Genomic DNA, 23,507 nt, shown 5'->3' with positions numbered 1-23,507 from the left:
TGTATTTAGATGAATATACGGAATTTTTGTTACATGCTAACATTTTACTGGGCGATCTTCTTTCCCAATTTACATGATTTGCCAATTAAAGCCCTGTGTTGTTTCTAAACAACTTAATGGCAATGGCCAGTAAGATTACGCCAAAAGCCTTGCGTAGAATATTTAAGCCCGATTTGCCAAATAGTTTTTCAAGACGGTTTGTGTTTTTCAGAACGAAGTAAACAAAAAGCATATTCAATAAAATACCCACCAATATATTTTGCGTATCGTATTCTGTTTTTAAAGATAAAAGCGTTGTCATAGTTCCTGCACCTGCAATTAGCGGAAATGCAAGTGGCACGATGGATACGGTTTCTGGAGCTTCTTCTTTGAAGATGGTTAAACCTAAAACCATTTCCATGGCAATGAAAAAGATTACAAATGAGCCAGCGATAGCGAAAGATTCTACATCAAGTCCAATTACTTTCAAAAGGGATTCGCCTAAGAAAAGAAATAAGATCATTAATCCAGTTGCCACTAGCGAAGCCTTTTCCGATTGAATATGACCAGCCTTTCGGCGAAGTTCAATTACTACAGGTATAGCACCTAAAATATCAATTATGGCGAAAAGTACCATTGTGGTCGAGATGATCTGACTTACATTGAATTTCATAAAGCGTTTGGTTTATATACAAATGTAGAGCAATTAAATTCTTAGCGCAATTATTGAGCATAAAAAAGCCCCGATTTTGGTCGGGGCTAAAAATATTTTAATGTTAATCCAAGATGTCTGGTTTCGGTGGATCTTGAGGTGGTACCGTTTTTCCGGTGGTGCGCAAGATAGAATGTTTTGCGCTGTAGCCGAAGTAAATAATAAAACCAAGTGCTAACCAACCGAACAACCTTAACCAATTTGTCCAGCCAAGTCCAAGAATCATTAAACCGCAAGCTAGAACACCTAGAATTGGAATTAATGGTACCCATGGCGTTCTGAACTGACGAGGAAGATCTGGATCTGTTTTTCTCAGAATAATTACCGCAACACATACCAACATGAAAGCGAATAAAGTTCCAATACTCGTCATATCGCCAACCACGTCGCCTGGAATGAAGGCTGCAAATAAACCAACAATTACTAAAATAACTAAGTTCGCTTTATATGGCGTTTTAAATTTTGGATGTAAATCGCTGAACATTTTAGGCAATAAACCATCTTTACTCATCGAATAAAATACACGGCTTTGGCCTAAAAGCATCACTAAAATAACAGAAGAAAAACCTGCTAAAATTGCAACGGTAACCAATTTAGCTAACCAAGAGTAACCCGTCATGTATTCGCTAATTGCAGCTACAACAGAAGCTTCGCCACCTTTAGTTCTAAAGAATTCTACTGGAGCAATACCTGTTAAAACGTGAGCGAAAAGGATATAAAGAATGGTACAAACCGCTAGTGAACCTAAAATACCAATTGGCATTGCAGTTTTTGGATTTTTAGTTTCTTGCGCTGCTGTACTTACGGCATCAAAACCAATAAAAGCAAAGAAAACCGTTCCCGCTGCCCCGACAACACCCCAGAAACCACCAAAACTATGGCTAATTCCAGCATGATCTACATAAGTTGTTGCTGGTGGAATATATGGATGGTGATTGGCTTCATTAATGAAACCCCAACCTAAAACAATAATTAAAATTACAATGGCAACTTTAGTAATTACGATAACGCCATTTACAAAAGCAGATTCTGATGTTCCTTTAATGAGCAGCAAACTTAATATTCCCACAATAAATAGGGCAGGTAAGTTCATTATCCCGTTCACAGTTCCATCCGGATGCGACTGAAAAGGGGAGTGGCACCATTCATAGGGTATGGGCGACATGTGCAATACTTCTACAAGTAGTTTATTCAAATATTCGCTCCATGCAATACCCACCGTGGCAGCACCCACAGCGTATTCTAAAACTAAATCCCAACCAATTACCCAAGCCATTAACTCACCCATGGTTGCATAGGTATAAGTATAAGCACTACCAGAAATTGGAATAGATGAAGATAATTCAGCATAACATAATCCAGCTAAGGCACAGCCAATTGCAGCAATTATAAAACCGATTGTAACTGATGGCCCAGCATTCTGAGCAGCTGCTGCTGCAGTACGCACAAATAGTCCGGCACCAATGATTGCGCCTACACCTAATGCGACTAGTGCGCCTGCGCTAAGTGTGCGCTTTAAGCCTTTTGCAGAATCTCCCGCTTCCTCAAGCAGTAGATGCATTGGCTTTTTAGTAAATAAACCCATATTATAGTTTTTGTTTAGATTAATTCAGTTCCAAACCTAAATAAAAATTACGGAAAAGAAAAAGGGATTTTGGTTAAAAAATCCCTTTTACTCGTATTATATCTATGTTTTTACAACTAATTTGTTAAAGTGTCAGTGGTATTGATTAAAGTATCCACAATTGCATTGCCCAAACTGTCCATTTTTTGTTCAATCCTGATTTCTTTCCGAACTTCTAGCTTACGATCTGACGCTACAGCCTTAACTGCAATGTATGGCGCAATAACTAATGAAACAATCGACATTAACTTGATCAAAATGTTCATGGAAGGGCCTGAGGTGTCTTTAAAAGGATCTCCAACCGTATCTCCCGTTACGGAAGCTTTATGCGGTTCAGATTTTTTGTAAAACATTTCACCATTAATCATTACGCCTTGCTCGAAAGATTTTTTAGCATTATCCCAGGCACCACCGGCATTGCTCTGAAAGATTCCCATCAATACACCTGTAACGGTTACACCAGCCAACAATCCGCCTAAAACTTCAGGACCAAAAGTAAAACCAATAATAATCGGTGTAATTAAAGCAATTGCACCTGGCATCATCATTTCGCGAATAGATGCTTTGGTGGAAATCGCCACGCATTTCTCATACTCTGGTTTAGCTTTATATTCCATAATTCCAGGTATTTCACGGAACTGGCGGCGCACCTCCTGCACCATATCCATTGCAGCTTTACCCACCGCTTGAATACAAAGAGCAGAAAAGATGAACGGAATCATACCGCCAACAAACAAACCAGCCAAAACTGGTGCTTTATAAATATCAATAGCCGTAATGCCTGCAATACCGACAAAGGCAGCGAATAAGGCCAAAGAGGTTAAAGCCGCAGAAGCAATTGCAAATCCTTTACCCGTAGCCGCCGTAGTATTTCCAACCGCATCTAAATTATCGGTACGCTCACGCACTTCTGGTGGCAACTGACTCATTTCCGCTATCCCACCTGCATTATCGGCAATCGGCCCAAAAGCATCAATGGCCAATTGCATAGCCGTTGTAGCCATCATCCCAGCAGCGGCAATGGCAACCCCATACAATCCAGCAAAATGGTAAGAAGCCATAATCCCACCAGCCAAAACTAAAATTGGAATCACGGTCGATTTCATTCCGACAGATAAACCTGCAATAATGTTCGTCGCATGGCCGGTTGAAGATTGCTGAATGATCGAATTTACCGGTCCTTTACCCATTGCTGTGAAATACTCGGTTACAACACTCATAATGGTGCCTACAACCAAACCAACAAGTATGGCATAAAACACATTAATGCTCGAAAACTCGTATCCACGCAAATTCAATGTTTCTGGTAACATCCACTTCACAATAAAGAAAGAAGCAACCGCAGTAATTAAAATGGATGACCAATTGCCCAGATTCAAAGCATTTTGAACATTCGACTTTTCATCCTTAATGGTTACAAACCAAGTTCCAATTATTGAAAAAATAATGCCTAAACCACAAATTACCATAGGCAATAGGATAGGAGACATGCCACCAAACTTATCTACAACCGTAATTTCTTGTCCTAAAACCATGGTGGCTAATATTGTTGCTACGTACGATCCAAATAAATCGGCACCCATACCTGCAACATCCCCCACATTGTCGCCCACATTATCGGCAATTGTTGCAGGGTTACGCACATCATCTTCTGGAATTCCAGCCTCAACCTTACCTACCAAATCTGCGCCAACATCTGCCGCTTTGGTATAAATACCTCCACCAACACGCGCAAATAAGGCAATAGATTCTGCCCCCAAAGAAAAACCTGTAAGCACCTCAATGGCTGTTCTCATTTCGGTGCTATCTACATGCGTTACATGGAAAAGTTGTAAAAAAACGATAAACAATCCGCCTAAACCTAAAATGGCTAAGCCAGCAACACCCAAGCCCATTACGGTACCGCCTGTAAACGAAACCTTCAAGGCTTGTTTTAAGCTTGTTCTTGCGGCCTGTGTGGTTCTAACGTTGGCTTTTGTTGCAGATTTCATACCGATGTATCCAGCCGTAGCCGAAAATACTGCACCAATAATAAAGGAGATGGAAATAATCCAGCTCGAATGCATGGGCACGCCTTTAATTTCAGTAATGGTGCCCGAATAGGCAAGCAAAGCAGCCGTAAAAACTGCAAAAATACTTAGCACTCTCCATTCGGCTTTCAAAAAAGCCATAGCTCCATCGGCAATATAGCCTGCGAGTTCCTGCATGTTCTTGTCGCCAGCATCCTGTTTGTTTACCCAGGCGCTTTTAAACATCATCACAATAATCCCGATCAGGCCAAGTGCGGGAATACAATAAAGTAAATTGTCTTGTAAAAAATTCATAGTTAATATTTGGTTATGGTTCATTAATTCATCCCTTCCTAAAACAGGAACCGAGATGTTAGGTGATTTGAAATTATAATTTGGTTATTCGTTAAGCAATATAATAATTTTATTTCCTTGAGGTTAAATAATTAACAACCCAAGAGAATATTTTTTATTCAATTAAAATAATACATTCCAACACCTGCCTATTTATTTTTTTTAGATAAATTAGCCACAAACTACATAAACCAAACAAAACGATAAAATGGAAAAACTGCAGGAACAAGGATCTCCCAAGAGAAAATTAGGTCTTTTTGATGCTATAATGCTGGTAATGGGCTCGATGATTGGGAGCGGTATTTTTATCGTAAGCGCCGACATTATGAGGAATTTAGGCTCTGGTTATTGGTTAATTGTGGTTTGGCTCATCACTGGTGTAATGACCGTTGCCGCCGCCATTTCTTACGGGGAACTTTCTTCCATGTTTCCTAAAGCTGGTGGTCAATACACTTATTTAAAAGAAATTTTTGGCAAAATGATGGGTTTCTTGTATGGTTGGGGGCTTTTTACCGTAATACAAACTGGTACCATTGCAGCCGTGGCCGTTGCCTTTGGTAAGTTTACAGCCTATTTAATACCTGCTTTGAACGATGCCGCCCCGATTTTTCAAAGCGGCGGTTATAAAATTACATGGATTCAGATTTTAGCCATTTTTGTCATTTTGCTTTTAACCTACATCAATACTAAAGGTGTAGAAAGCGGTAAAATTTTGCAGAATATTTTTACAGGTTCTAAAATTGTAGCGCTAATCGGCTTAATCCTTTTGGGTTTTCTGTTGGTGAAGAATAATTTTTGGGCAGATAACATGCAGTTCAAATGGAGCGCATTTAACAACCTCAAAACCGATGTTAGTGGAAATTTCCTGAAATCTGGATGGGAATCTATATCTGGCATGGCCATAATGGGTGGTATAGCTGCTGCAATGGTGGGTTCTGTGTTTTCTAGCGTCGCTTGGGAAAACGTAACTTTCGTTTCTGGCGAAATCGAAAACCCCAAAAAGAATGTGGTACGATCGATGGTTTTAGGTACTTCGGCTGTAATGGTACTCTATTTACTGGTTAATTTTATTTACCTCAATACCTTAAATAGAGATAGTATTGCATTCGCTGTTAACGATCGCGTTGCTGTTGGGGCATCCGAGCAAATTTTCGGCAGTGGCATTGGCACAATCGTGATGGCCATATTGGTAATGATTTCCACTTTTGGTTGCGTAAACGGTATTGTACTTGCGGGTGCAAGGGTTTTCCAAACGATGGCGCAAGATGGAATGTTTTTTAAAGCCGCGCTTCAGAACAATAAAAACGGAGTGCCCGAAAAATCACTATGGATGCAAGGCATTTGGGCATCGGTTTTATGTTTAAGTGGCCAATATGGTAACCTGTTGGATATGATTTCTTTTGTGATTGTACTCTTTTATATGATAACCGTTTTTGGGGTAATTTATTTGCGTATTAAGAAACCGAGTTTAGAACGTCCATACAAAACTTGGTTATATCCCCTTACGCCAATTATCTACCTATTAATCGGCGCTGCATTTTGTATTTTGCTGCTCATTTACAAACAACAATATACTTGGCCTGGGCTCATCATCGTATTAATAGGTGTTCCTGTCTATTTTTTCATCAATCGTAAACAGGCGTAGGAGCATATTCTCAAATCGCAATTCATTCAGTTTTTAATTGGAAAGCAAATGCTTGGTAATTGTGGTCCGGGTTTATTGTACTCGGGTAATTGCAAGAACCGCCAATCTCTAAACCCGATATTGCGGATACCGGTGATTGGCTTAGGCCTATAGGCGCCTGCCTGCGGTAGGCAATTCACGGGATGTATGCTAAAATGAAATGCTGGCCTTGCTTTCCAAATCAATAAAAGGTGTTGTTAATTTATTTAAAATTGGAAAGCAAATGCAGTGGTAATCGGCTACGATAGTCCCGTGCTTACTTCAATCTTTTACCTCAAATCCCTGAAAAAGGGATTTGGTAAAAGGATTTCCGTGCCGCCCGGGTTTATTGTACTCGGGTAATTGCAAGAACCGCCCATCTCTAAACCCGGCATTGCGGATACCGGCCAGTGGCTTAGGCCTGCACGGGTATGAGCAAATGACAGGATGAACGCTAAAATGAAATGCTGACTTTGCCTACCAAATCAATAAAAAGTGTTATTAATTTATTTAAAATCGGAAAGCAAATGTAGTGGTACTCGGCTACGATAGTCCCGTGCTTACTTCAATCTTTTACCTCAAATCCCTGAAAAAGGGATTTGGTAAAAGGATTTCCGTGCCGCCCGGGTTTATTGTACTCGGGTAATTGCAAGAACCGCCCATCGCTAAACCCGGAATTGCGGATAGCAGCCAGTGGCTTAGGCCAGCAAGGGTATGAGCAAATGACAGGATGAACGCTAAGATGAAATGCTGACTTTGCCTACCAAATCAATAAAAGGTGTTATTAATTTATTTAAAATTGGAAAGCAAATGCAGTGGTACTCGGCTACGATAGTCCCGTGCTCACTTCAATCTTTTACCTCAAATCCCTGAAAAAGGGATTTGGTAAAAGGATTTCCGTGCCGCCCGGGTTTATTGTACTCGAGTAATTACAAGAACCGCCCATCGCTAAACCCGGAATTGCGGATAGCAGCCAGTGGCTTAGGCCTGCAAGGGTATGGACAAATGACAGGATGAACGCTAAAATGAAATGCTGACTTTGCCTACCAAATTATTATGAACATGCGCTAGAAAACTCTCTTGACGATGCCTTAAACCCATCCGTCATGCTGAATAAACAATCCGTCATGCTGAATTTATTTCAGCATCTTAATGGGCATTAAAATTGGTTTTAAATTATGCGTATCGAAAATACCTTTAAAAAAAGCTAGCTAAGGCCCTGAAATAAATTCAAGTTGACGATACCTTGAAACCATCCGTCATGCTGAATTTATTTCAGCATCTTAATGGGCATTAAAATTGGTTTTCCATTATGCGTATCGAAAATACCTTTAAAAAAACCTAGCTAAGGCCCTGAAATAAAGTCAAGGTGACCATGGCTCAGCTTATGATAAATGAAAATATAATAAAATACAGAACCTTAATAGTAAATATTAAGGCTTTGTAATCTTAACACTTCTTCGCCCGAACTCGCTACTAATTATGTATTTTTGCGTTTAATGGGAACACAGGTAGATTTAGGCATTAAGGGCTACAAAAATTACGGAACGCATTTGCGTGAAAAATATAACGGACAGCGGGTTTTTAAAACAATTGTTGATGGAGGCTTTACTTGCCCCAATCGAGATGGGAGTAAAGGCTATGGGGGTTGTACCTACTGCAATGTAGATTCTTTTACCCCAGAAATTTCCAGGAAAATGCCCACCATTCGCGAACAGTTGGAAAAAGGCATGGAACGGGGAAAGAATTTTTATAAAGCCGATAAGTTTATTGTTTATTTCCAGCCGAACACCAACACCTATGCACCCGTACATTATTTAAAGATGATGTATGATGAGGCTTTATCTATTAATACCGAAGATGTTGTTGGTTTTTCGGTAGGTACCCGTCCGGATTGCATAGATGCCGAGAAAGTGGCCCTGTTGGAAAGTTATACCGATCGTTTTGATGTGGATTTGGAAATGGGCATGGAATCTATATATGATGAAACGCTAAACCAAATTAATAGAGGATGTAGCCATGGCGAATTTGTAGAAGCAGTAAAACTTTTAGAAAACAGTAAGTTGGATTTGTGCGTGCACACCATTTTCGGATTTCCTTGGGAAACTAAAGAAATGATGTTGGGTTATATTCATGAAATTAACCGATTCCCCCAGATAAAATTTGTTAAGTTTCATCACCTTCACATTGTAGAGGGTTCTATCATGGGCGCAAAATACAAAAAGGAGCCTTTCAAGTTATTTTCTTTGGAAGAATACACAGATTTACTTTGTGAGTTGATTCCTTTACTGCGACCCGACATCGTTATCCAGCGTTTGTTCGGGATTTCGGATTGGGATTTGCTAATTGCCCCCAATTGGGGACTGAATAAGTCAGCAATTCAAACTTATATTGATAAAGAAATAGAGAAAAGAGGTGTCGTTCAAGGTTCTCGATATTTTGAATAAAAGCGCTTTATTTTAGATAAGTTTTTCAAAAAACCTGCGAAATTTCGTGGGTTTTTTCTTTTTATATGTGTTTTAAAGCCAAATTGTTATAATATTTTGATAAAATATCATAATTCGGTACTAAAAGTGGATTTTCTTTTTGTTAAAAACGAGCTTATTTAGACTTCATTTTTTTTATTAATTACATTTTTTAAATTGTTTTTTGCTTGGTTTTGCAAAAATTCAATGAATTTGTTTGAATATTTCCAAAATATGGTGTAAAAATTACAATATGTTGTATTTTTATAAAAATTAAATGGATATAAATCGATTATTTTATTAAAACAAACAAATTAAACTAAAAACTATGAGTAAATTTTCCTTTAAACAAGCTGCGCCGTTTCTGGTGCTCTCTATTGTAGCCATTGCTGCGATATTTATTCCCGCTAAAGCGAATTATGATGTAGGAAAATATAATGCCGCAGATGTTGCTTGGATTCTTGTTGCAACGGCATTGGTATTTTTAATGACTCCGGGCTTAGCATTCTTTTATGGTGGTATGGTGCATAGAAAAAATGTATTATCTACCATGATTAAAAGTGTTGTGGCAGCAGGTGTTGTATCGGTATTATGGGTAGTTGTAGGTTTCAGTTTGGCTTTTGGTAAAGATATTGGTGGTTTCATTGGCGATCCATCTACATTCCTTTTCTTTAAGGATGTAAACTCTGGCGAACCATGGAGCCTTGCACCAACCATTCCATTAACTTTATTTGCCTTGTTTCAATTGATGTTTGCCATCATAACACCAGGTTTAGTTGTTGGCGCGATTGCAGAACGTATTCGTTTTACATCTTATATTTTATTTACGGTGCTTTTCGGCCTATTGGTTTATGCGCCATTGGCTCACATGACTTGGAGCCCTGATGGTTTATTAATGAAAATGGGTGTGTTTGATTTTGCCGGCGGTACAGTTGTTCATATTTCAGCAGGTATGGCTGCGTTAGCAGGTGCTTTAGTGTTAAAACGTAGAAAAGCGCACTTAGATCATAAAGAAATTCCACCTGCAAACATTCCATATGTATTAATTGGTACAGGTTTATTGTGGTTTGGCTGGTTTGGTTTTAACGCAGGCTCTGCATTGGGCGCTGGTTCTTTAGCGGTTTCTGCTTTTGCTACAACAAACGTTGCTGCAGGTGCTGCAGGTTTATCTTGGATGTTCTTTGATGTACTTCGCGGTAAAAAGCCTTCGGTATTAGGTTTCTGTATTGGTGCTGTAGTTGGCCTTGTTGCCATTACACCAGGCGCAGGTTATGTTGCTATTCCACAAAGTATTTTTATTGGTGCATTTGCAGCCATCGTATCTAACTTGGTGGTTTATGCGAAATCTAAAACGACAATTGATGATACTTTAGATGTATTTCCTTGCCATGGTGTTGGTGGTATTGTAGGTATGATTTTAACTGGTGTTTTTGCAACCAAAACCGTTAATGCTGCGGGTGTAGATGGTTTATTGTATGGCAACCCAGAATTTTTCTTTACCCAATTAAAAGGTGTGGCACTTGTGGTTGTATTTAGCTTTGTGGTATCGTTTATCATCTTCAAATTCGTGAATTTAATTCAGCCAATCCGCGTTTCAGATGAAGAAGAAGAATTAGGTCTTGATGCTTCACAACATGATGAAAAATATTCTCAAGGTACTTTATTGGTAGAAGAGAAAGCCATTTACATCGAAAAAAATAGTCCAGTTCAAGAAACGATTTAATATATTATCTAAACCCCCAATCCGCTCAAACATGAAGAAACTTTTAACCGCTATATTTGCTATAGCTAGCACTACGTGTGCCTTGGCTCAAGAGACGCCAACATCACCACTTGAAATTTCAGGTTCGGTTGATACTTACTTTAAATATGATTTTGCTAAAAAGCCAAACAATATTTTAACTTCTTTTGCCTCTGATCACAATTCAGTTTCACTGGGAATGATTGATTTAGCATTGAAGAAAAAAACCGGAAAAGCATCATTCGTTGGCGAACTTTCTTTCGGTCCGAGAGGCCAAAGCCAATCCATTCCAGATGCCGCCAATGGTGGATCATCTTTCCACATTCAGAATTTATACATTAACTATGATTTTTCTGACAAATTTGCAATGACTGCAGGTTATATGGGTACTTTTATTGGATATGAAGTGATTTCTCCGGTAGGAAATTTCAACTATTCAACTTCATATTTATTTACCAATGGACCATTCCAAAATGCAGGCATTAAAGCAACATACAAATTCTCTGATAAAGTGAGTTTAATGGCTGGTTTGTTTAACGATTGGAATGTGTACAGCGCAACTCGTGGCGTATCAAGTGTGGGTGGTCAGTTAATGATTGCTCCAGTTGAAGGTTGGACGGCGTATTTAAATGTATTATCTGGCGCTGGTGGCGGTGGTTATGGCACCATCGAGGATTTAACGACTGCTTATCAGATTACAGAAAAATTTAAATTGGGCTTAAATGCAGCCAATTATGATATTGATAATGATGGCGGTGGTTATGCTGGCGTTGCTCTGTACCCTCAATATGCGGTTGGAAGCGCAGTAACACTAGGTTTAAGAGGCGAATACTTTAAAACAAAAGATGTTGGCCCCGTTACAGGTACAAAATACACCGCTGTTACCTTAACGGCCAATGTTAAATCTGGTGGTTTAACTTTTATCCCTGAGGTAAGACTTGATCACAATGGCGATAAACCATTTTTTAATAAAAATAGCTTATCTGCTCCAAATGCAGGTCAGTTCTCTTTAGCTGCTGTTTACGCTTTCTAAAAAATAATTGATTTTGATTTAAGGCCGTCAGCTTTCTAAAACTGACGGCCTTTTTTAATGTGCTTTGTTTATATTTTGCCCTAATAATTTCTACATTTATGGCTTACCGAAAACTCCTACGAATGAAAAAGTATTTAACCTTCATCATGCTCTTAACCACCTTTGCAAGGCTCTCGGCCCAGCAAAAGCAACTTCCTTTGGATGATCGCGGCAAATATATTTACTATGAGGTTGTTGAGGTAAAAGCAATAAACAAAGATAGCTTGCTTAAACGGGCTGCAGATTTTATACATCAGGATTATAAAAAATCCATGAATTTGGAATCATCAACAGATACATCAATTCTTGCTAAAGGAACCCTAGTTATCGATAAAACGCTGTTGGTGGCGGGTCATCCAAGTGGTGAGGTAAAGTATAATTTTACAGTTGAATTCAGATCAGAGAAATATAGGTTTTGGCTTACGGATTTTGAGTACATTCCTTACCAACGCGATCGGTATGGAAATTTTGTCGCTTCTACCAACATCGGTACGCCTTTAGAAAAAACGCCGAGTAAATTGAATGCAGGGCAATGGAAAGATATCTTGGGTGGAGTATCCGTAAAAGCAACCAAGTTTGGTGAGGATTTCAAGAAATTCTTAGCAAGCTCTAGAATTGAAACAGCTAAAAAGAAAGCAGAAACCATTTCAACTAAAAAATGGTAAATGCATTCCTATTCGATAAGTTTGTTAATTGATTTTAAAGCTTACCAAAAAGTTCTTCTACCTTTTTAAACCTAAAATTAAAAATTTCGTTTATTTTTTTGCTCACTATTAAGCTGTTTGCAATCGCTCCGATAGGGCCAAATCCAATACCATAATGCAAAATATCGTGCATTAAAACGCCTCCTTCTACAGCTTCAAAATGATGATTGTGATGCCAAAAGGCAAATGGGCCAAAGCGCTGCTCATCAATAAAGTATTCCTTTTCTTTTACGTGGGTAATTTCGGTCATCCAGTTCAGTTTTATGCCCAAAAGGGGAGAAACTTTATAGGTGATAATCATGCCAGGATACATTTTAGCGCCTTCCAGATTGGGGGTTGTTACATCAAAAGTCATGTCTTTCGGTGTAATTTCTGAAAGATTAAGGGGTGATGAAAAGAAATCCCAAGCGGTATCTAAATCAACAGGTATTTTTTGTGTAAATTCTATTCTATAAGTTTTCAATTTTGATTATTTAAGGATAAATGGAATTGAGTTATTTTGTGGATAATGTAGATAATTTATCTTGAATAATTTTGACTAAAGTTTTAAACTCGCTTTCTTCATAACCCATTGATTGATAGATGATTTTTCCATTTTCATCAATCAAAATGTTTCTCGGGATGGATTGTTTGGCAAACTTACTAAAGATGGATCGGTCGGCATCGGGTAAAATTGGGAAAGTAAAACCTTTTTTCGCTTTGTAAGGCACCAGTTTTTCCCAACCTTCTTCACGACCGAAAACAAAGAAAGCGAAATTTTTATTGTCTTTGTATTGATCCCAAATTTCCTTTTGAGCCAGCGGGAGTTCTACATTGCAGGGTGGGCACCAAGTGGCAAATAGATTAATCAAAACAACTTTACCCTTATAATCGGCTATATTTACGGTTTTTCCCTTTTCAATTTCGAATTTGAACGGAGGGACAGGACCGCCAACTTTAACATAAGAATCCGGATCGGCTTGAGCAAAAGCCACAAGGGTATTCGTTAAAATAAACAGCGTGAGGAGTATCTTTTTCATAGATGATGATTTATGAATTAAAGATACTCCTAAATAATTTGTTTTGAAACTAATGCACCATTTTATCGGCACACGTAGAGCTAGCAAAAGCTTCAGGCTTGGCTTTGAAAATAAAACCCATGCTTAAAATATAGCCCATAGCATCGTTTAAAGCTTTGTTTGATTTAAACGAGGGGTTTGTGTTAATATCAGCATGAACTTCCAAGGCAACATCATAAATGTCCAGCAAATCGCAAATAGAATAAGCCGTTTCGATAGACTTTTGCACTTCCAAGAGCATTCGCTCTTTAATGCTTACTTGTTGCGAACTTTTTTCTTGATGGATGTACATGAAGCCGCCATGATGTTCTCTTAGCAAAACGATAACGGTTGCGAAATCGGTTACTGCGCCTTTAACTTGAGAATCTGTACCTATACAGACCTTTAGTTTGTAGCCATTTTCAGTTTCTCTAATAATAGCTTGTTCTACTTCTTCTAAGATTGATGATTGGACGATTTCACCACTAAATTTTTTCCAGGTCATACACGATATTGTTTGAGGTTAACAAATGGTAATCAGGTTTTTATAAAAATAAGCGCTAAAAATTAAATCCGTGTTAAGTGTATTTGTTTATTTGCTAACAAAAACTTAGTTATCAACAAGTTAGTTAAAATAATCGGAATTGATTTGATGTTTTTTGAAACATTTAAATATTCTTGTCGTTGTTAATTAGTATATCACTAAACCGATAAAGTTATGAGAATCGAATTAATCCAAGAGTTTGAGCAATTACAGCAAAGCAGAGCCAATAAGTTTGCAGATGAATTAACCGACAAATTTTTATCATCTGTTGATTCTGTTAATGAAAAGATTACATCTTCTTTATCAAAAAGAGGAAAGATGCTTTTTTTGTTAGAAAAAAGATTGAATCTTTCTACTCTTAAACGATTTAGTAAAAAATATTTAAAGTACTAAACCTAATCTAAAAAGCGCCCAATGCAGAAATGCTTATCTTTGCGGCACAATGGTAGAGAACGCGCTTAAAAGATTAAACATTTCTGCACTTAATGAAATGCAACATGCTTCCATCAAATCGGCCAAAACCGGTAATGATGTTTTGCTTATTGCCCCAACAGGTTCTGGAAAAACCCTTGCCTTTTTATTGCCCTTAATTAGTAGTTTAAAGGCGGATGTAAAGGGAGTGCAAGCGCTTATTTTAGTTCCATCAAGAGAATTGGCGCTGCAAATTGAGCAGGTTTTTAAGCAAATGGGCACACCTTTTAAAGTAAACTGCTGTTACGGTGGCCACGCTGTTCGAGTTGAAAAAAACAATTTAGCACATCCACCTGCGGTACTAATTGGTACGCCTGGTAGAATTGCCTACCATTTAGACCATCAAAACTTCGACGAATCATTTGTAGAAACCTTAATTTTGGATGAGTTTGATAAATCGCTTGAATTTGGTTTCGAAGCAGATATGTCATTCATCATTGGTTCCCTACGATCATTGAAACAAAGAATTTTAACATCGGCAACCAAAATGGAAGAAATTCCGCCTTTCGTTAAAATTAACAACCCTGTATCTATAGATTTTTCTAATAACATTCAGGCAAAACCAGACCTTAAGCTTAAAAAGGTAATGGCGCCAGCTGCAGATAAACTGGAAGTTTTATTCAAATTATTAAGCAAAATAGGTAGCCAAAACACTTTGGTTTTCTGCAACCACAGAGAAACCGTCGATAGAATTAGCGATTTGCTTTTTGAACATGGTTTGGGACATGATGTTTTTCACGGTGGGATGGAGCAGATAGATCGAGAAAAATCTTTATTAAAATTTAGAAATGGTAGCCATAAAATTTTAGTTACAACAGATTTAGCCGCCCGCGGCTTGGATATACCTGAAGTAGAGCATATTGTGCACTACCAATTGCCCTATACTGAAGATGCCTACATCCACAGAAACGGGAGAACTGCACGCATGCACGCTAAAGGCACCGCATATGTCGTTTTAACCGAAGAAGAGCATTATAAATACCTCCCAGAAAGCATAGAAGAAGAGGTTTTATCTGATAAATATACACTGCCAGAACAAAGTGATTGGCAAACTTTATACTTGGCACACGGTAAAAAAGACAAAATCAATAAAATTGACATCGTTGGCTTGTTTTTGCAAAAGGGCAATTTACAAAAGGACGATTTAGGGTTAATTGAAGTTAAAGACACCACAAGCTATGTGGCTGTAAAAAGAAGTAAAGTAGAAAAGCTACTTAAAATTTTACAAGGAGAAAAAATAAAAGGTAAGAAACTAAAGTTAGAAATAGCAAGCTAGTTTGGCGTATAGAATTGTTGAGCCAGCTAGGCTTCAATCGGGGCCTTTCGAGCTTTGACTTTCGTTAATTTTATTAAACGATAATTAAATATGAGCAATAACGATATTTTAAAAAAATTGAGGGTAGCCTTATCCTTAAAAACAGAAGATATTATTACCATTTGTGATTTAGTTGGCTTTAAAGTAACAAAGGCAGAATTGGGTGATATTTTCAGAAACGATGACCATGAGAATTTTAAACCCTGCGGAGATCAAATTCTTCGTAATTTTTTAAATGGCTTGGTCATTTATAAAAGAGGTCCGAGGGATGAAAAAAAATAGTAAACGTGTTATTTTATTAATTTTTGTACTGACCGTTACCGCCTTTAGTTCATTCTCTCAGGTTCAGTTTAAGGTTATTGGTATGGTAACCGACTCACTGAAGAATCCGATTGAGGGTGCAAGTATTCGTTTAATTACCAAAAAGGACACACTTCGATCCACTACGGATCTTAGTGGGAATTTCTCTTTCCCAAACGTAAGCGACAATAAATTTAACATCGTTGCCTTTGCTTTAGGCTATAAGCGATATAACTCTATGCATGAGGTAGATTCGAAAACGAAAGAAACTACCCTAGCTGCCATTGTGCTCAAAAATGAAGGTATTTTTTTGGATGATGTTGAGATCAAAGTAAAGGCAAATCCAATCAAAATCAAAAAAGATACAGTTGAATATAATGCTAAGGCTTATAACATTAGGCATAATGATAAGGTAGAAGATTTGCTAAAACAACTACAAGGCATAGAGGTTGACGAAAACGGTACGGTTAAAGCAATGGGCAAAAAAATGACCAAGATTAGGGTTAATGGAGAAGATTTTTTTACCAGTGATTTAAAAGATTACATGAAGCAGTTACCCGCAGAAATTGTTGATAAACTGCAAGTTATTGATGATTATGGTGATGAGGCTAACTTTACAGGGATAAAAACTGGTGAACCACAGAAAATGCTCAATTTGGTAACCAAACCAGGCTTGGGAAGTGGAATATTTGGTAATGCTGACGCAACATCTGCAACAAGCAATGCACATAGTTTGGCTGTAAATGGGAACACCTGGGCAAAAAGTAAGCAAATTGGTTTTGGCGCTAACTATGGGATCACCAATAATGCTTTCTCCAAATTGGATAACATGAGCTTGAATGGCAATATAAGAGATAAACTCAATAAAAACCTGAACATTACAGGTGGCTATAGTTTAACCAACAACTCCAATAAATCCATTGTCAGCAATTACACCGAAACTTTTAATCCACAGGGCACCATCTTTGACTTAAGGGAAAATGCAAATGACAGTAAATCTTTTAGCAATAGAATTAACTTCGGCTTAAATGGTGCCACAAAGAAAAATTTTGTAAACGCATCCATTTCTGGCTCATTTGGAGCCAATAGAAACAATTCATTATCTAGCTCAAATAAAACTGGCTTCATTAAGCAAGATTTACTCACAAATGCGGAAGTTAAAAATAACAACCCTAATGTAAATGGAAACATCAATTGGGCCCGAAAAATGGATAACAACCGTAAATCATTGTCGGTCAGCTTCAACTTCGGTGCTAATGGTGGGCAAACGAACAGTAGTATCAATGATATTATAAAGTACTATAATGCAACCACCAATATTTTGGTAAAAGATTCTTTACTGAATAGACTCGTATCAAATAACACCTCAAATTTAAATGTAGGTGGTAATATTCAATTCGCCAATTCTTTAAAAAAGCAAAACGATAGTAGTGGCTATAGTTTTATAAGTATGAGTTATGGCATTTCATTGAGCAGAAGCAAGAACTTGCAAAGCACCCGTGTCGAAGATCAAATGGGAAATGGCTTTATTGTCGATTCACTGAGTCAAAACTATGTGTCGAATTTTATCAACCAAAACATTAGTTTGGGCTTTAATGCAGACAAGAAAAGGCTTAGCTACAGTTTTGGTGTTAATTTTTCGCCAAGTATTATTATTGGTGAATATAGAACCACCGGCGAAAGCTTAAGAAATTATCAGCTAAATTTTTCACCCTCTGCTAATCTCAGTTATCAAATTAAAAATAATAAAACCCTAAATTTTGGTTACAATGGCTACACTACTTCTCCCGATTTTAATAAAATACAGCCGGTAAGAAACAGTAACGATGTACAAAACATCATTATCGGGAATCCAAATTTAAAGGCCAGTTCAACCCATTCCGCAAATCTAAACTATAATCAATTCGGACAAAAATCGGGATTGAGCATCATGTTGGGCTTAAGTGGAAATTTCTCTTTCAACAGCGCAGTGAGTAATACTGTTTTTTTAAGAGATACATTAAACACCTTAAAACAGCAAACCACATACGAAAATGTTAATGGAATTTATAATATAGGTGCCAATTATTCTATTGATAAAAAGCTACTCTCCAATAAATTGTCGGTATCTTATATGGGAAATGTAGCCTATAGTCATAATGTTTTTTATACGGATAACGTATTGAATGGGAGTAGTGGAATTAACCTATCAAATACTTTTCGTGTAAGTTTAAGTGAGAAAAAATATGCCTTCAACCTGAGCACAGCTCATAGTTTTAGTTCTAATACCTATTCTGTTGCCAATCAAAACGTAAAGAACATTCAAATTTTGGCGTTAAATGGAGGTGCTTCCTGTAGCTTAATCAGACGTTTACGACTGAACACAACAGTTTCCAAAAGCTTAAATCTCGGTTATAATATATATTCGGGAAATCCCTTATTGGTTAATTTAGGTTTAAACACCAGTTTCCTAAGGTCTGAACAATTAAATTTGGCAATACAGGCCAATGATTTATTTAATAATGGGGCATTATTTAGATCAACAATTATCAATAACTCCATCAATGAAAATAGAACTCGATTTATTAGCAGGTTTGTGCAGGGTACTTTGAGCTATAACATCAACCAATTCGGAAAGGTTACGAACAGACTGAGGCCATCGGCCAATCAGGATCCATTCTAATCGAAAAGTCGGCAACTCACAATAAAATCGCTTAAATTAGGTGCTGAATAAATTTATTAATTGTTTGCCCATCCCATGAAATACAAAATCATCCTCCTATTTATTTTTATTGTAAGCACACACGCTTCTGCACAAAACGTTGCAGATTCGATAAAGCTAAAATATGATGCGCCAGTTAAAGAAAACTTTGCAGATGATTGGGCAATGTTGTCAAAGTATAAAAAGGAAAACGAGGAATTGGGAAAGCCAAAAAAGGGTGAAAAAAGAGTAGTCTTCTTGGGAAGTTCCATCATTGAGTTTTGGAAACAAAAAGACCCTGGTTTCTTTGCAAATCGCCCTTACATTGATCGTGGGATTTCTGGCCAAATTTCTCCACAATTGTTAATCAGATTTAGGCAGGATGTTATTAATCTGAAACCTAAAGCTGTAATTATTTTGGCTGGAAGTAATGATATTGCGGGGAACACTGGCCATGTTACGAATGAAAGCATTTTAGATTGTATAAAATCTATGTCAGAGCTGGCCAGAAAACATCGCATCAAAGTGATTTTATGTAAGTATTTACCTGTTTACGAATATCCATGGAATAAAGGCATTACAGATGCAGCTGGAAAAATTATTGCATTAAACCAAGCAATTGTTGAATATGCTAAAAAAGAACACCTCACGGTAGTAGATTATTTTAGCCCTTTGGTTGATGACCGCAACGGACAACGTGCAGAACTTACTACCGATGGCGTTCATCCAAACTTGGCAGGATATAAATTGATGGAAACCGTAACTGAAGTAGCAATTAAAAAAGCGCTTAAAAACAGACATTAAAATTTATTACTCGTTTTTTTGGTTAGTCGGGGTTTGCCCCGTTTTCTAAGTTAGGGATTTCTGGTTTTTAGTGGATTACAAATCCACAGATTGATAGGACGAGATTACAAATCTCGACCAGCAATTAAAAATCCTTGATCAAGCTTTTGTTAGTCGGGGTTTGCAAGTCCGTCTTGTGAGCCAAGGATTTTTAATCCTTTATCAGGCTTGCAATAACAACAACTGCAATTTTCGACTGTTTAGATAAAAATTTAACTATTATTTTAGCTTAGCTTTTCGTATCTAATTCAGGGATTTCTGGTTTTTAGTGGATTACAAATCCACAGATTGATAGGACGAGATTACAAATCTCGACCAGCAATTAAAAATCCTTTATCAAGCTTTTGTTAGTCGGGGTATGCAACCCCGTCTTGTGAGCCAAGGATTTTTAATCCTTTATCAGGCTTGCAATAACAACAACTGCAATTTTCGACTGTTTAGATAAAAATTTAACTATTATTTTAGCTTAGCTTTTCGTATCTAATTCAGGGATTCCGTCTTGTGAGCCAAGGATTTTTAATCCTTTATCAGGCTTGCAATAACAACAACTGCAATTTTCTACTGTTTAGATAAAAATTTAACTATTATTTTAGCTTAGCTTTTCGTATCTAATTCAGGGATTTCTGGTTTTTAGTGGATTACAAATCCACAGATTGATAGGACGAGATTACAAATCTCGACCAGCAATTAAAAATCCTTGATCAAGCTTTTGTTAGTCGGGGTTTGCAAGCCCGTCTTGTGAGCCAAGGATTTTTAATCCTTTATCAGGCTTGCAATAACAACAACTGCAATTTTCTACTGTTTAGATAAAACTTTAACTATTATTTTAGCTTAGCTTTTTGTATCTAATTCAGGGATTTCTGGTTTTTAGTGGATTATAAATCCACAGATTGCTAGGACGAGATTACAAATCTCGACCAGCAATTAAAGCCAAGGATTTTTAATCCTTTATCAGCCTTGCAATAACAAAAACTGCAATTTTCCACTGTTTGGATAAAAATTTAACAGGTGTCCAAGCAGATATTTTCAAGGCTGTTGAATTTTTCTGATTGGACACCAACTATTATTTTAGCTTAGCTTTTTGTATCTAATTCTCTTAGGTGTAACATCCCCCAAGCGTTTTTTGCGATTTTCTTCATAATCAGAATAATTTCCCTCAAAGAAATAAACTTCTGAATTGCCCTCGAAAGCCAAAATATGCGTACAAATTCGATCTAAAAACCACCTATCGTGACTAATTACTACCGCACAACCACCAAAGTTTTCTAATGCCTCTTCCAAGGCTCTCAAGGTGTTAACGTCGATATCGTTAGTAGGCTCATCCAGCAAAAGAACGTTTGCTCCTTTTTTTAAGGTGATGGCCAAATGAACTCGATTACGCTCCCCTCCAGATAAAATTCCAACTTTTTTCTGTTGATCTCCACCGTTAAAGTTAAATTTAGAAACATAGGCACGGCCATTTACGGCTTTAGTTCCCAATTGTATGTTGTCTAAACCATCGGTAATGTTTTCATACACCGTTTTATCCGAATCTAAATCGTTGTGCATTTGATCTACATAACCCAATTCTACGGTTTCACCCACTCGGAAAGTTCCTGCATCAGCTTCCTCTTGCCCTGTAATTAATCTGAACAAAGTGGTTTTACCCGCACCATTGGGGCCAATAATACCAACAATACCAGCAGGGGGTAAAGAGAAATTTAAGTTATCAAACAGCACTTTATCGCCGTATGCTTTTGTTACGTTGGTGGCTTCAATTACAACATTACCCAAACGAGGGCCAGCTGGGATAAAAAGTTCCAATTTATCTTCTCTTTCTTTTCCATCCTCCGAGGCGAGCTTATCATAATTTGCCAAACGGGCTTTAGATTTTGCATGACGAGCCTTTGGAGCCATTCTTACCCATTCAAGCTCGCGCTCTAAAGTTTTCTGGCGTTTACTTTCTGTTTTCTCCTCTTGCGATAAACGTTTTGCTTTCTGATCTAACCAACTGCTATAATTACCTTTCCATGGAATACCTTCTCCACGATCAAGCTCTAATATCCATCCAGCCACATTATCTAAGAAATATCTATCGTGGGTAACGGCAATAACAGTACCTTCATAATTTTTCAAGAATTGCTCCAACCAATCGATACTTTCTGCATCCAAGTGGTTGGTTGGCTCATCCAAAAGTAAAACATCAGGATGCTGTAAAAGTAAGCGGCACATGGCCACCCTGCGACGTTCTCCACCGGAAAGCACACCGATTTTTGTTTCCGGATCAGGGCAACGCAATGCATCCATTGCTCTTTCCAGCTTAGAATCGATTTCCCAAGCACCTAAAGCATCAATTTTGTCTTGCAATTCGCCTTGTCTTGCCATTAATTTATCCATAGCATCCGGATCGGAATAGTTTTCTTCTAATCCAAAAGCTTCATTTACTTCTTCATATTCTTTTAAAATGGCAGTTACTTCGGTAACACCTTCTTCTACCACTTCCCGAACTGTTTTTTCTGGATCTAAAATAGGTTCTTGAGCAAGATAACCCACAGAAAAGCCTGGTGAAAAAACCACCTCTCCTTGATATGATTTATCTAAACCTGCTATAATTTTTAATAATGATGACTTACCCGAACCATTTAAGCCGATAACACCAATTTTGGCTCCGTAAAAGAAAGAAAGGTAAATATTTTTTAAAACCTGTTTTTGTGGGGGGTAAATTTTATTTACACCCGCCATTGAAAAAATGATTTTTTCGTCTGACATAGAAAATGTTGCTTTAAAGTACTTTAAAGGTAATTGTTAAAAAATGGACAAATCTGGATTTCGAACTAGATCCAGTGATTGATTAACAAAGATAAGAACAACAAGCCGATTACAAAGCGATTTGGAAAGTATGCAGTATTTTTAGTGCAGAAGGTAATAGGTGCCAAAATGCCACGCGCTATCACGGGGCGAAAATTAAAGCAAGATTAATTACATTAGCACTTAAGCCACGTTATCAATGAGTTTTAATGAGCTATGTAAATCTTTTTTTCTAATTCTGCTTAAGGTTTCTACCCGGATGGATAAATAGCTGGCGATATAGCGCAACGGAATTTCCCGAATAATTTTTTCACTATCCATAGTCAGTTTCCTGTATCGATCTGATGCCTTTGTGATTCTAGCCAGAATCGATCTTTTAGAAGCCTCAAAATATTGTATAGCCATCAGCTTTCTGCCAATGATGTTTGCTTCAGGGTAATCCTCGCAAATTCTATTCATAAAGTCGTGGGGTATACATACCAGAAGGCAGTCTTCAAGCGCATGAAGATATTCCTGTTCGTAAATTTCTTGTCCATCGGGGTGGCAAATGGTGCCTATAATTTCATTTTGAAAGGCAAACCAAGTGGTGATGTCTTTTCCTCTATCTCTAATAAATCCGCGGGCAGTGCCGCTAACAATAAAGTATAAAAATCTATTATTGTCCATTGGAGAAAGTATAAACTTGTTTTTTTTAATTTTAGATACACTGCAATGATTTCTGTATTCGGTTGCAAGGCCCTCGGAGAGTGTACTATACTGCCCTAGATAAGACAGTAGGAGAGAAATTGCAAGTTGATCTTCTTCTTTAAAACTCATGCAATAAATATTTTGATATTTTAGTTAGGGTATGATCCATATTCGAATATGGAGTAACTCAAAAATGAACTATTATATCTTTACTATCCTGCCTGATTTGTACGCTATACTGCCAAAATTTTGTTTTCTTGAGCGCTTTGCTTAGGAAATGGAAGAAAGCGTTGTGTTGGTTTTTGCAGATTGAGCAAATCTCCATCTATACAACCAATTACAGATGTTAAAACAGCATTAAAAAAGCTGAATGGAAATGCACCTTTAAAATTTTATAATGAAATCGTTTTTACTTAGCTTATAAGTTTTTATATCTTGCCAATAGATTGAAAGATGTTTGAAGAATATTTTAACTTTGTGAACAGAAAACTACTTTTGTTATATAAAAAATCGATTTTAG

Annotated in this window: 18 protein-coding genes; 10 read left to right on the top strand and 8 right to left on the bottom strand. The window is 37.4% G+C overall.

The annotated features are described in order from the left end of the window. Positions 1 to 85 precede the first annotated feature (85 nt). The 3 genes from DHW03_RS11845 to DHW03_RS11835 all read right to left on the bottom strand — a co-directional run bounded on the left by DHW03_RS11845 (position 86) and on the right by DHW03_RS11835 (position 4,639). Positions 86 to 652 (bottom strand): MarC family protein, encoded by a 567-nt coding sequence (locus tag DHW03_RS11845; RefSeq protein ID WP_109926069.1) that lies wholly within the window; start codon positions 650 to 652, stop codon positions 86 to 88. Between the two features lie 103 nt (positions 653 to 755). Then, complete coding sequence (locus tag DHW03_RS11840) at positions 756 to 2,276, bottom strand: amino acid permease (protein WP_109926068.1); 1,521 nt, start codon at positions 2,274 to 2,276, stop codon at positions 756 to 758. A gap of 116 nt (positions 2,277 to 2,392) precedes the next feature. Continuing rightward, entirely contained in the window at positions 2,393 to 4,639 is a 2,247-nt protein-coding gene (locus tag DHW03_RS11835; RefSeq protein WP_109926611.1) for a sodium-translocating pyrophosphatase, read from the bottom strand. A 247-nt stretch (positions 4,640 to 4,886) separates the two neighbouring features. Here DHW03_RS11835 and DHW03_RS11830 point away from each other — a divergent pair, with 247 nt between their 5' ends. From DHW03_RS11830 to DHW03_RS11810, 5 genes are all read left to right on the top strand, one after another. Continuing rightward, on the top strand, positions 4,887 to 6,323 hold the full coding sequence (locus tag DHW03_RS11830) for an APC family permease (RefSeq protein ID WP_109926067.1): 1,437 nt from the start codon (positions 4,887 to 4,889) through the stop codon (positions 6,321 to 6,323). Between the two features lie 1,517 nt (positions 6,324 to 7,840). After that, positions 7,841 to 8,788 carry a TIGR01212 family radical SAM protein gene (locus DHW03_RS11825; RefSeq protein WP_109926066.1) on the top strand — a complete coding sequence of 316 codons (948 nt, stop codon included), beginning with the start codon at positions 7,841 to 7,843 and terminating at the stop codon, positions 8,786 to 8,788. Positions 8,789 to 9,134: 346 nt separating this feature from the next. Continuing rightward, positions 9,135 to 10,529 carry an ammonium transporter gene (locus tag DHW03_RS11820; protein ID WP_109926065.1) on the top strand — a complete coding sequence of 465 codons (1,395 nt, stop codon included), beginning with the start codon at positions 9,135 to 9,137 and terminating at the stop codon, positions 10,527 to 10,529. Between the two features lie 31 nt (positions 10,530 to 10,560). Then, positions 10,561 to 11,580 (top strand): porin, encoded by a 1,020-nt coding sequence (locus tag DHW03_RS11815; protein WP_109926064.1) that lies wholly within the window; start codon positions 10,561 to 10,563, stop codon positions 11,578 to 11,580. Positions 11,581 to 11,702: 122 nt separating this feature from the next. Next, the gene (locus tag DHW03_RS11810) at positions 11,703 to 12,284 is read left to right on the top strand and encodes a DUF4468 domain-containing protein (RefSeq protein ID WP_165825415.1); all 582 of its coding nucleotides are present in this window, start codon (positions 11,703 to 11,705) and stop codon (positions 12,282 to 12,284) included. Between the two features lie 34 nt (positions 12,285 to 12,318). On the opposite strand, the gene DHW03_RS11805 is transcribed toward DHW03_RS11810, so the two are convergent. The 3 genes from DHW03_RS11805 to DHW03_RS11795 are packed head-to-tail and all read right to left on the bottom strand — an operon-like array spanning position 12,319 to position 13,865. Next, positions 12,319 to 12,786, bottom strand: a complete 468-nt coding sequence (locus tag DHW03_RS11805) for an SRPBCC family protein (RefSeq protein ID WP_109926062.1) — start codon at positions 12,784 to 12,786, stop codon at positions 12,319 to 12,321. Between the two features lie 31 nt (positions 12,787 to 12,817). Then, on the bottom strand, positions 12,818 to 13,342 hold the full coding sequence (locus DHW03_RS11800; RefSeq protein ID WP_109926061.1) for a TlpA family protein disulfide reductase: 525 nt from the start codon (positions 13,340 to 13,342) through the stop codon (positions 12,818 to 12,820). A gap of 49 nt (positions 13,343 to 13,391) precedes the next feature. Further along, the gene (locus DHW03_RS11795) at positions 13,392 to 13,865 is read right to left on the bottom strand and encodes a ribonuclease H-like YkuK family protein (RefSeq protein WP_109926060.1); all 474 of its coding nucleotides are present in this window, start codon (positions 13,863 to 13,865) and stop codon (positions 13,392 to 13,394) included. A gap of 213 nt (positions 13,866 to 14,078) precedes the next feature. Here DHW03_RS11795 and DHW03_RS11790 point away from each other — a divergent pair, with 213 nt between their 5' ends. The 5 genes from DHW03_RS11790 to DHW03_RS11770 all read left to right on the top strand — a co-directional run bounded on the left by DHW03_RS11790 (position 14,079) and on the right by DHW03_RS11770 (position 19,474). Beyond that, positions 14,079 to 14,297: a hypothetical protein gene (locus tag DHW03_RS11790; protein WP_109926059.1), complete on the top strand. Its 219-nt coding sequence runs from the start codon at positions 14,079 to 14,081 to the stop codon at positions 14,295 to 14,297. 49 nt (positions 14,298 to 14,346) lie between these two features. Next, a complete protein-coding gene (locus tag DHW03_RS11785) occupies positions 14,347 to 15,651 on the top strand; it encodes a DEAD/DEAH box helicase (protein WP_109926058.1) in 1,305 nt (434 codons plus the stop codon). Between the two features lie 90 nt (positions 15,652 to 15,741). Further along, positions 15,742 to 15,972 (top strand): DUF1456 family protein, encoded by a 231-nt coding sequence (locus tag DHW03_RS11780; protein ID WP_109926057.1) that lies wholly within the window; start codon positions 15,742 to 15,744, stop codon positions 15,970 to 15,972. Then, entirely contained in the window at positions 15,959 to 18,652 is a 2,694-nt protein-coding gene (locus DHW03_RS11775) for an outer membrane beta-barrel protein (RefSeq protein ID WP_165825414.1), read from the top strand. The genes DHW03_RS11780 and DHW03_RS11775 overlap by 14 nt, the downstream gene beginning before the upstream one ends. Positions 18,653 to 18,727: 75 nt before the next feature. Next, entirely contained in the window at positions 18,728 to 19,474 is a 747-nt protein-coding gene (locus DHW03_RS11770; RefSeq protein ID WP_109926055.1) for a GDSL-type esterase/lipase family protein, read from the top strand. A 1,107-nt stretch (positions 19,475 to 20,581) separates the two neighbouring features. Here the strand turns inward: DHW03_RS11770 and ettA are convergent. Further along, on the bottom strand, positions 20,582 to 22,261 hold the full coding sequence (gene ettA / locus DHW03_RS11765; RefSeq protein WP_109926054.1) for an energy-dependent translational throttle protein EttA: 1,680 nt from the start codon (positions 22,259 to 22,261) through the stop codon (positions 20,582 to 20,584). Between the two features lie 222 nt (positions 22,262 to 22,483). Further along, entirely contained in the window at positions 22,484 to 23,116 is a 633-nt protein-coding gene (locus DHW03_RS11760; RefSeq protein ID WP_109926053.1) for a Crp/Fnr family transcriptional regulator, read from the bottom strand. Between the last annotated feature and the right edge of the window lie 391 nt (positions 23,117 to 23,507).

The sequence above is a fragment of the Pedobacter yonginensis genome, assembly GCF_003173595.1.
Lineage (GTDB): Bacteria > Bacteroidota > Bacteroidia > Sphingobacteriales > Sphingobacteriaceae > Pedobacter > Pedobacter yonginense.
Note: the sequence above shows the minus strand (reverse complement) of the source record. Positions and strands in the feature narration are given on the sequence as shown.

Excerpts from the sequence above, each read along its gene's own strand:
- DHW03_RS11770 (WP_109926055.1), top strand. The coding sequence starts at position 18,728 with ATGAAATACAAAATCATCCTCCTATTTATTTTTATTGTAAGCACACAC.
- DHW03_RS11820 (WP_109926065.1), top strand. The coding sequence starts at position 9,135 with ATGAGTAAATTTTCCTTTAAACAAGCTGCGCCGTTTCTGGTGCTCTCT.
- DHW03_RS11780 (WP_109926057.1), top strand. The coding sequence starts at position 15,742 with ATGAGCAATAACGATATTTTAAAAAAATTGAGGGTAGCCTTATCCTTA.
- DHW03_RS11790 (WP_109926059.1), top strand. The coding sequence starts at position 14,079 with ATGAGAATCGAATTAATCCAAGAGTTTGAGCAATTACAGCAAAGCAGA.
- DHW03_RS11845 (WP_109926069.1), bottom strand. The coding sequence starts at position 652 with ATGAAATTCAATGTAAGTCAGATCATCTCGACCACAATGGTACTTTTC.
- DHW03_RS11785 (WP_109926058.1), top strand. The coding sequence starts at position 14,347 with ATGGTAGAGAACGCGCTTAAAAGATTAAACATTTCTGCACTTAATGAA.
- DHW03_RS11830 (WP_109926067.1), top strand. The coding sequence starts at position 4,887 with ATGGAAAAACTGCAGGAACAAGGATCTCCCAAGAGAAAATTAGGTCTT.
- DHW03_RS11760 (WP_109926053.1), bottom strand. The coding sequence starts at position 23,116 with ATGAGTTTTAAAGAAGAAGATCAACTTGCAATTTCTCTCCTACTGTCT.
- DHW03_RS11815 (WP_109926064.1), top strand. The coding sequence starts at position 10,561 with ATGAAGAAACTTTTAACCGCTATATTTGCTATAGCTAGCACTACGTGT.
- DHW03_RS11835 (WP_109926611.1), bottom strand. The coding sequence starts at position 4,639 with ATGAATTTTTTACAAGACAATTTACTTTATTGTATTCCCGCACTTGGC.
- DHW03_RS11795 (WP_109926060.1), bottom strand. The coding sequence starts at position 13,865 with ATGACCTGGAAAAAATTTAGTGGTGAAATCGTCCAATCATCAATCTTA.
- DHW03_RS11800 (WP_109926061.1), bottom strand. The coding sequence starts at position 13,342 with ATGAAAAAGATACTCCTCACGCTGTTTATTTTAACGAATACCCTTGTG.
- ettA (WP_109926054.1), bottom strand. The coding sequence starts at position 22,261 with ATGTCAGACGAAAAAATCATTTTTTCAATGGCGGGTGTAAATAAAATT.
- DHW03_RS11810 (WP_165825415.1), top strand. The coding sequence starts at position 11,703 with ATGAAAAAGTATTTAACCTTCATCATGCTCTTAACCACCTTTGCAAGG.
- DHW03_RS11775 (WP_165825414.1), top strand. The coding sequence starts at position 15,959 with ATGAAAAAAAATAGTAAACGTGTTATTTTATTAATTTTTGTACTGACC.
- DHW03_RS11840 (WP_109926068.1), bottom strand. The coding sequence starts at position 2,276 with ATGGGTTTATTTACTAAAAAGCCAATGCATCTACTGCTTGAGGAAGCG.
- DHW03_RS11825 (WP_109926066.1), top strand. The coding sequence starts at position 7,841 with ATGGGAACACAGGTAGATTTAGGCATTAAGGGCTACAAAAATTACGGA.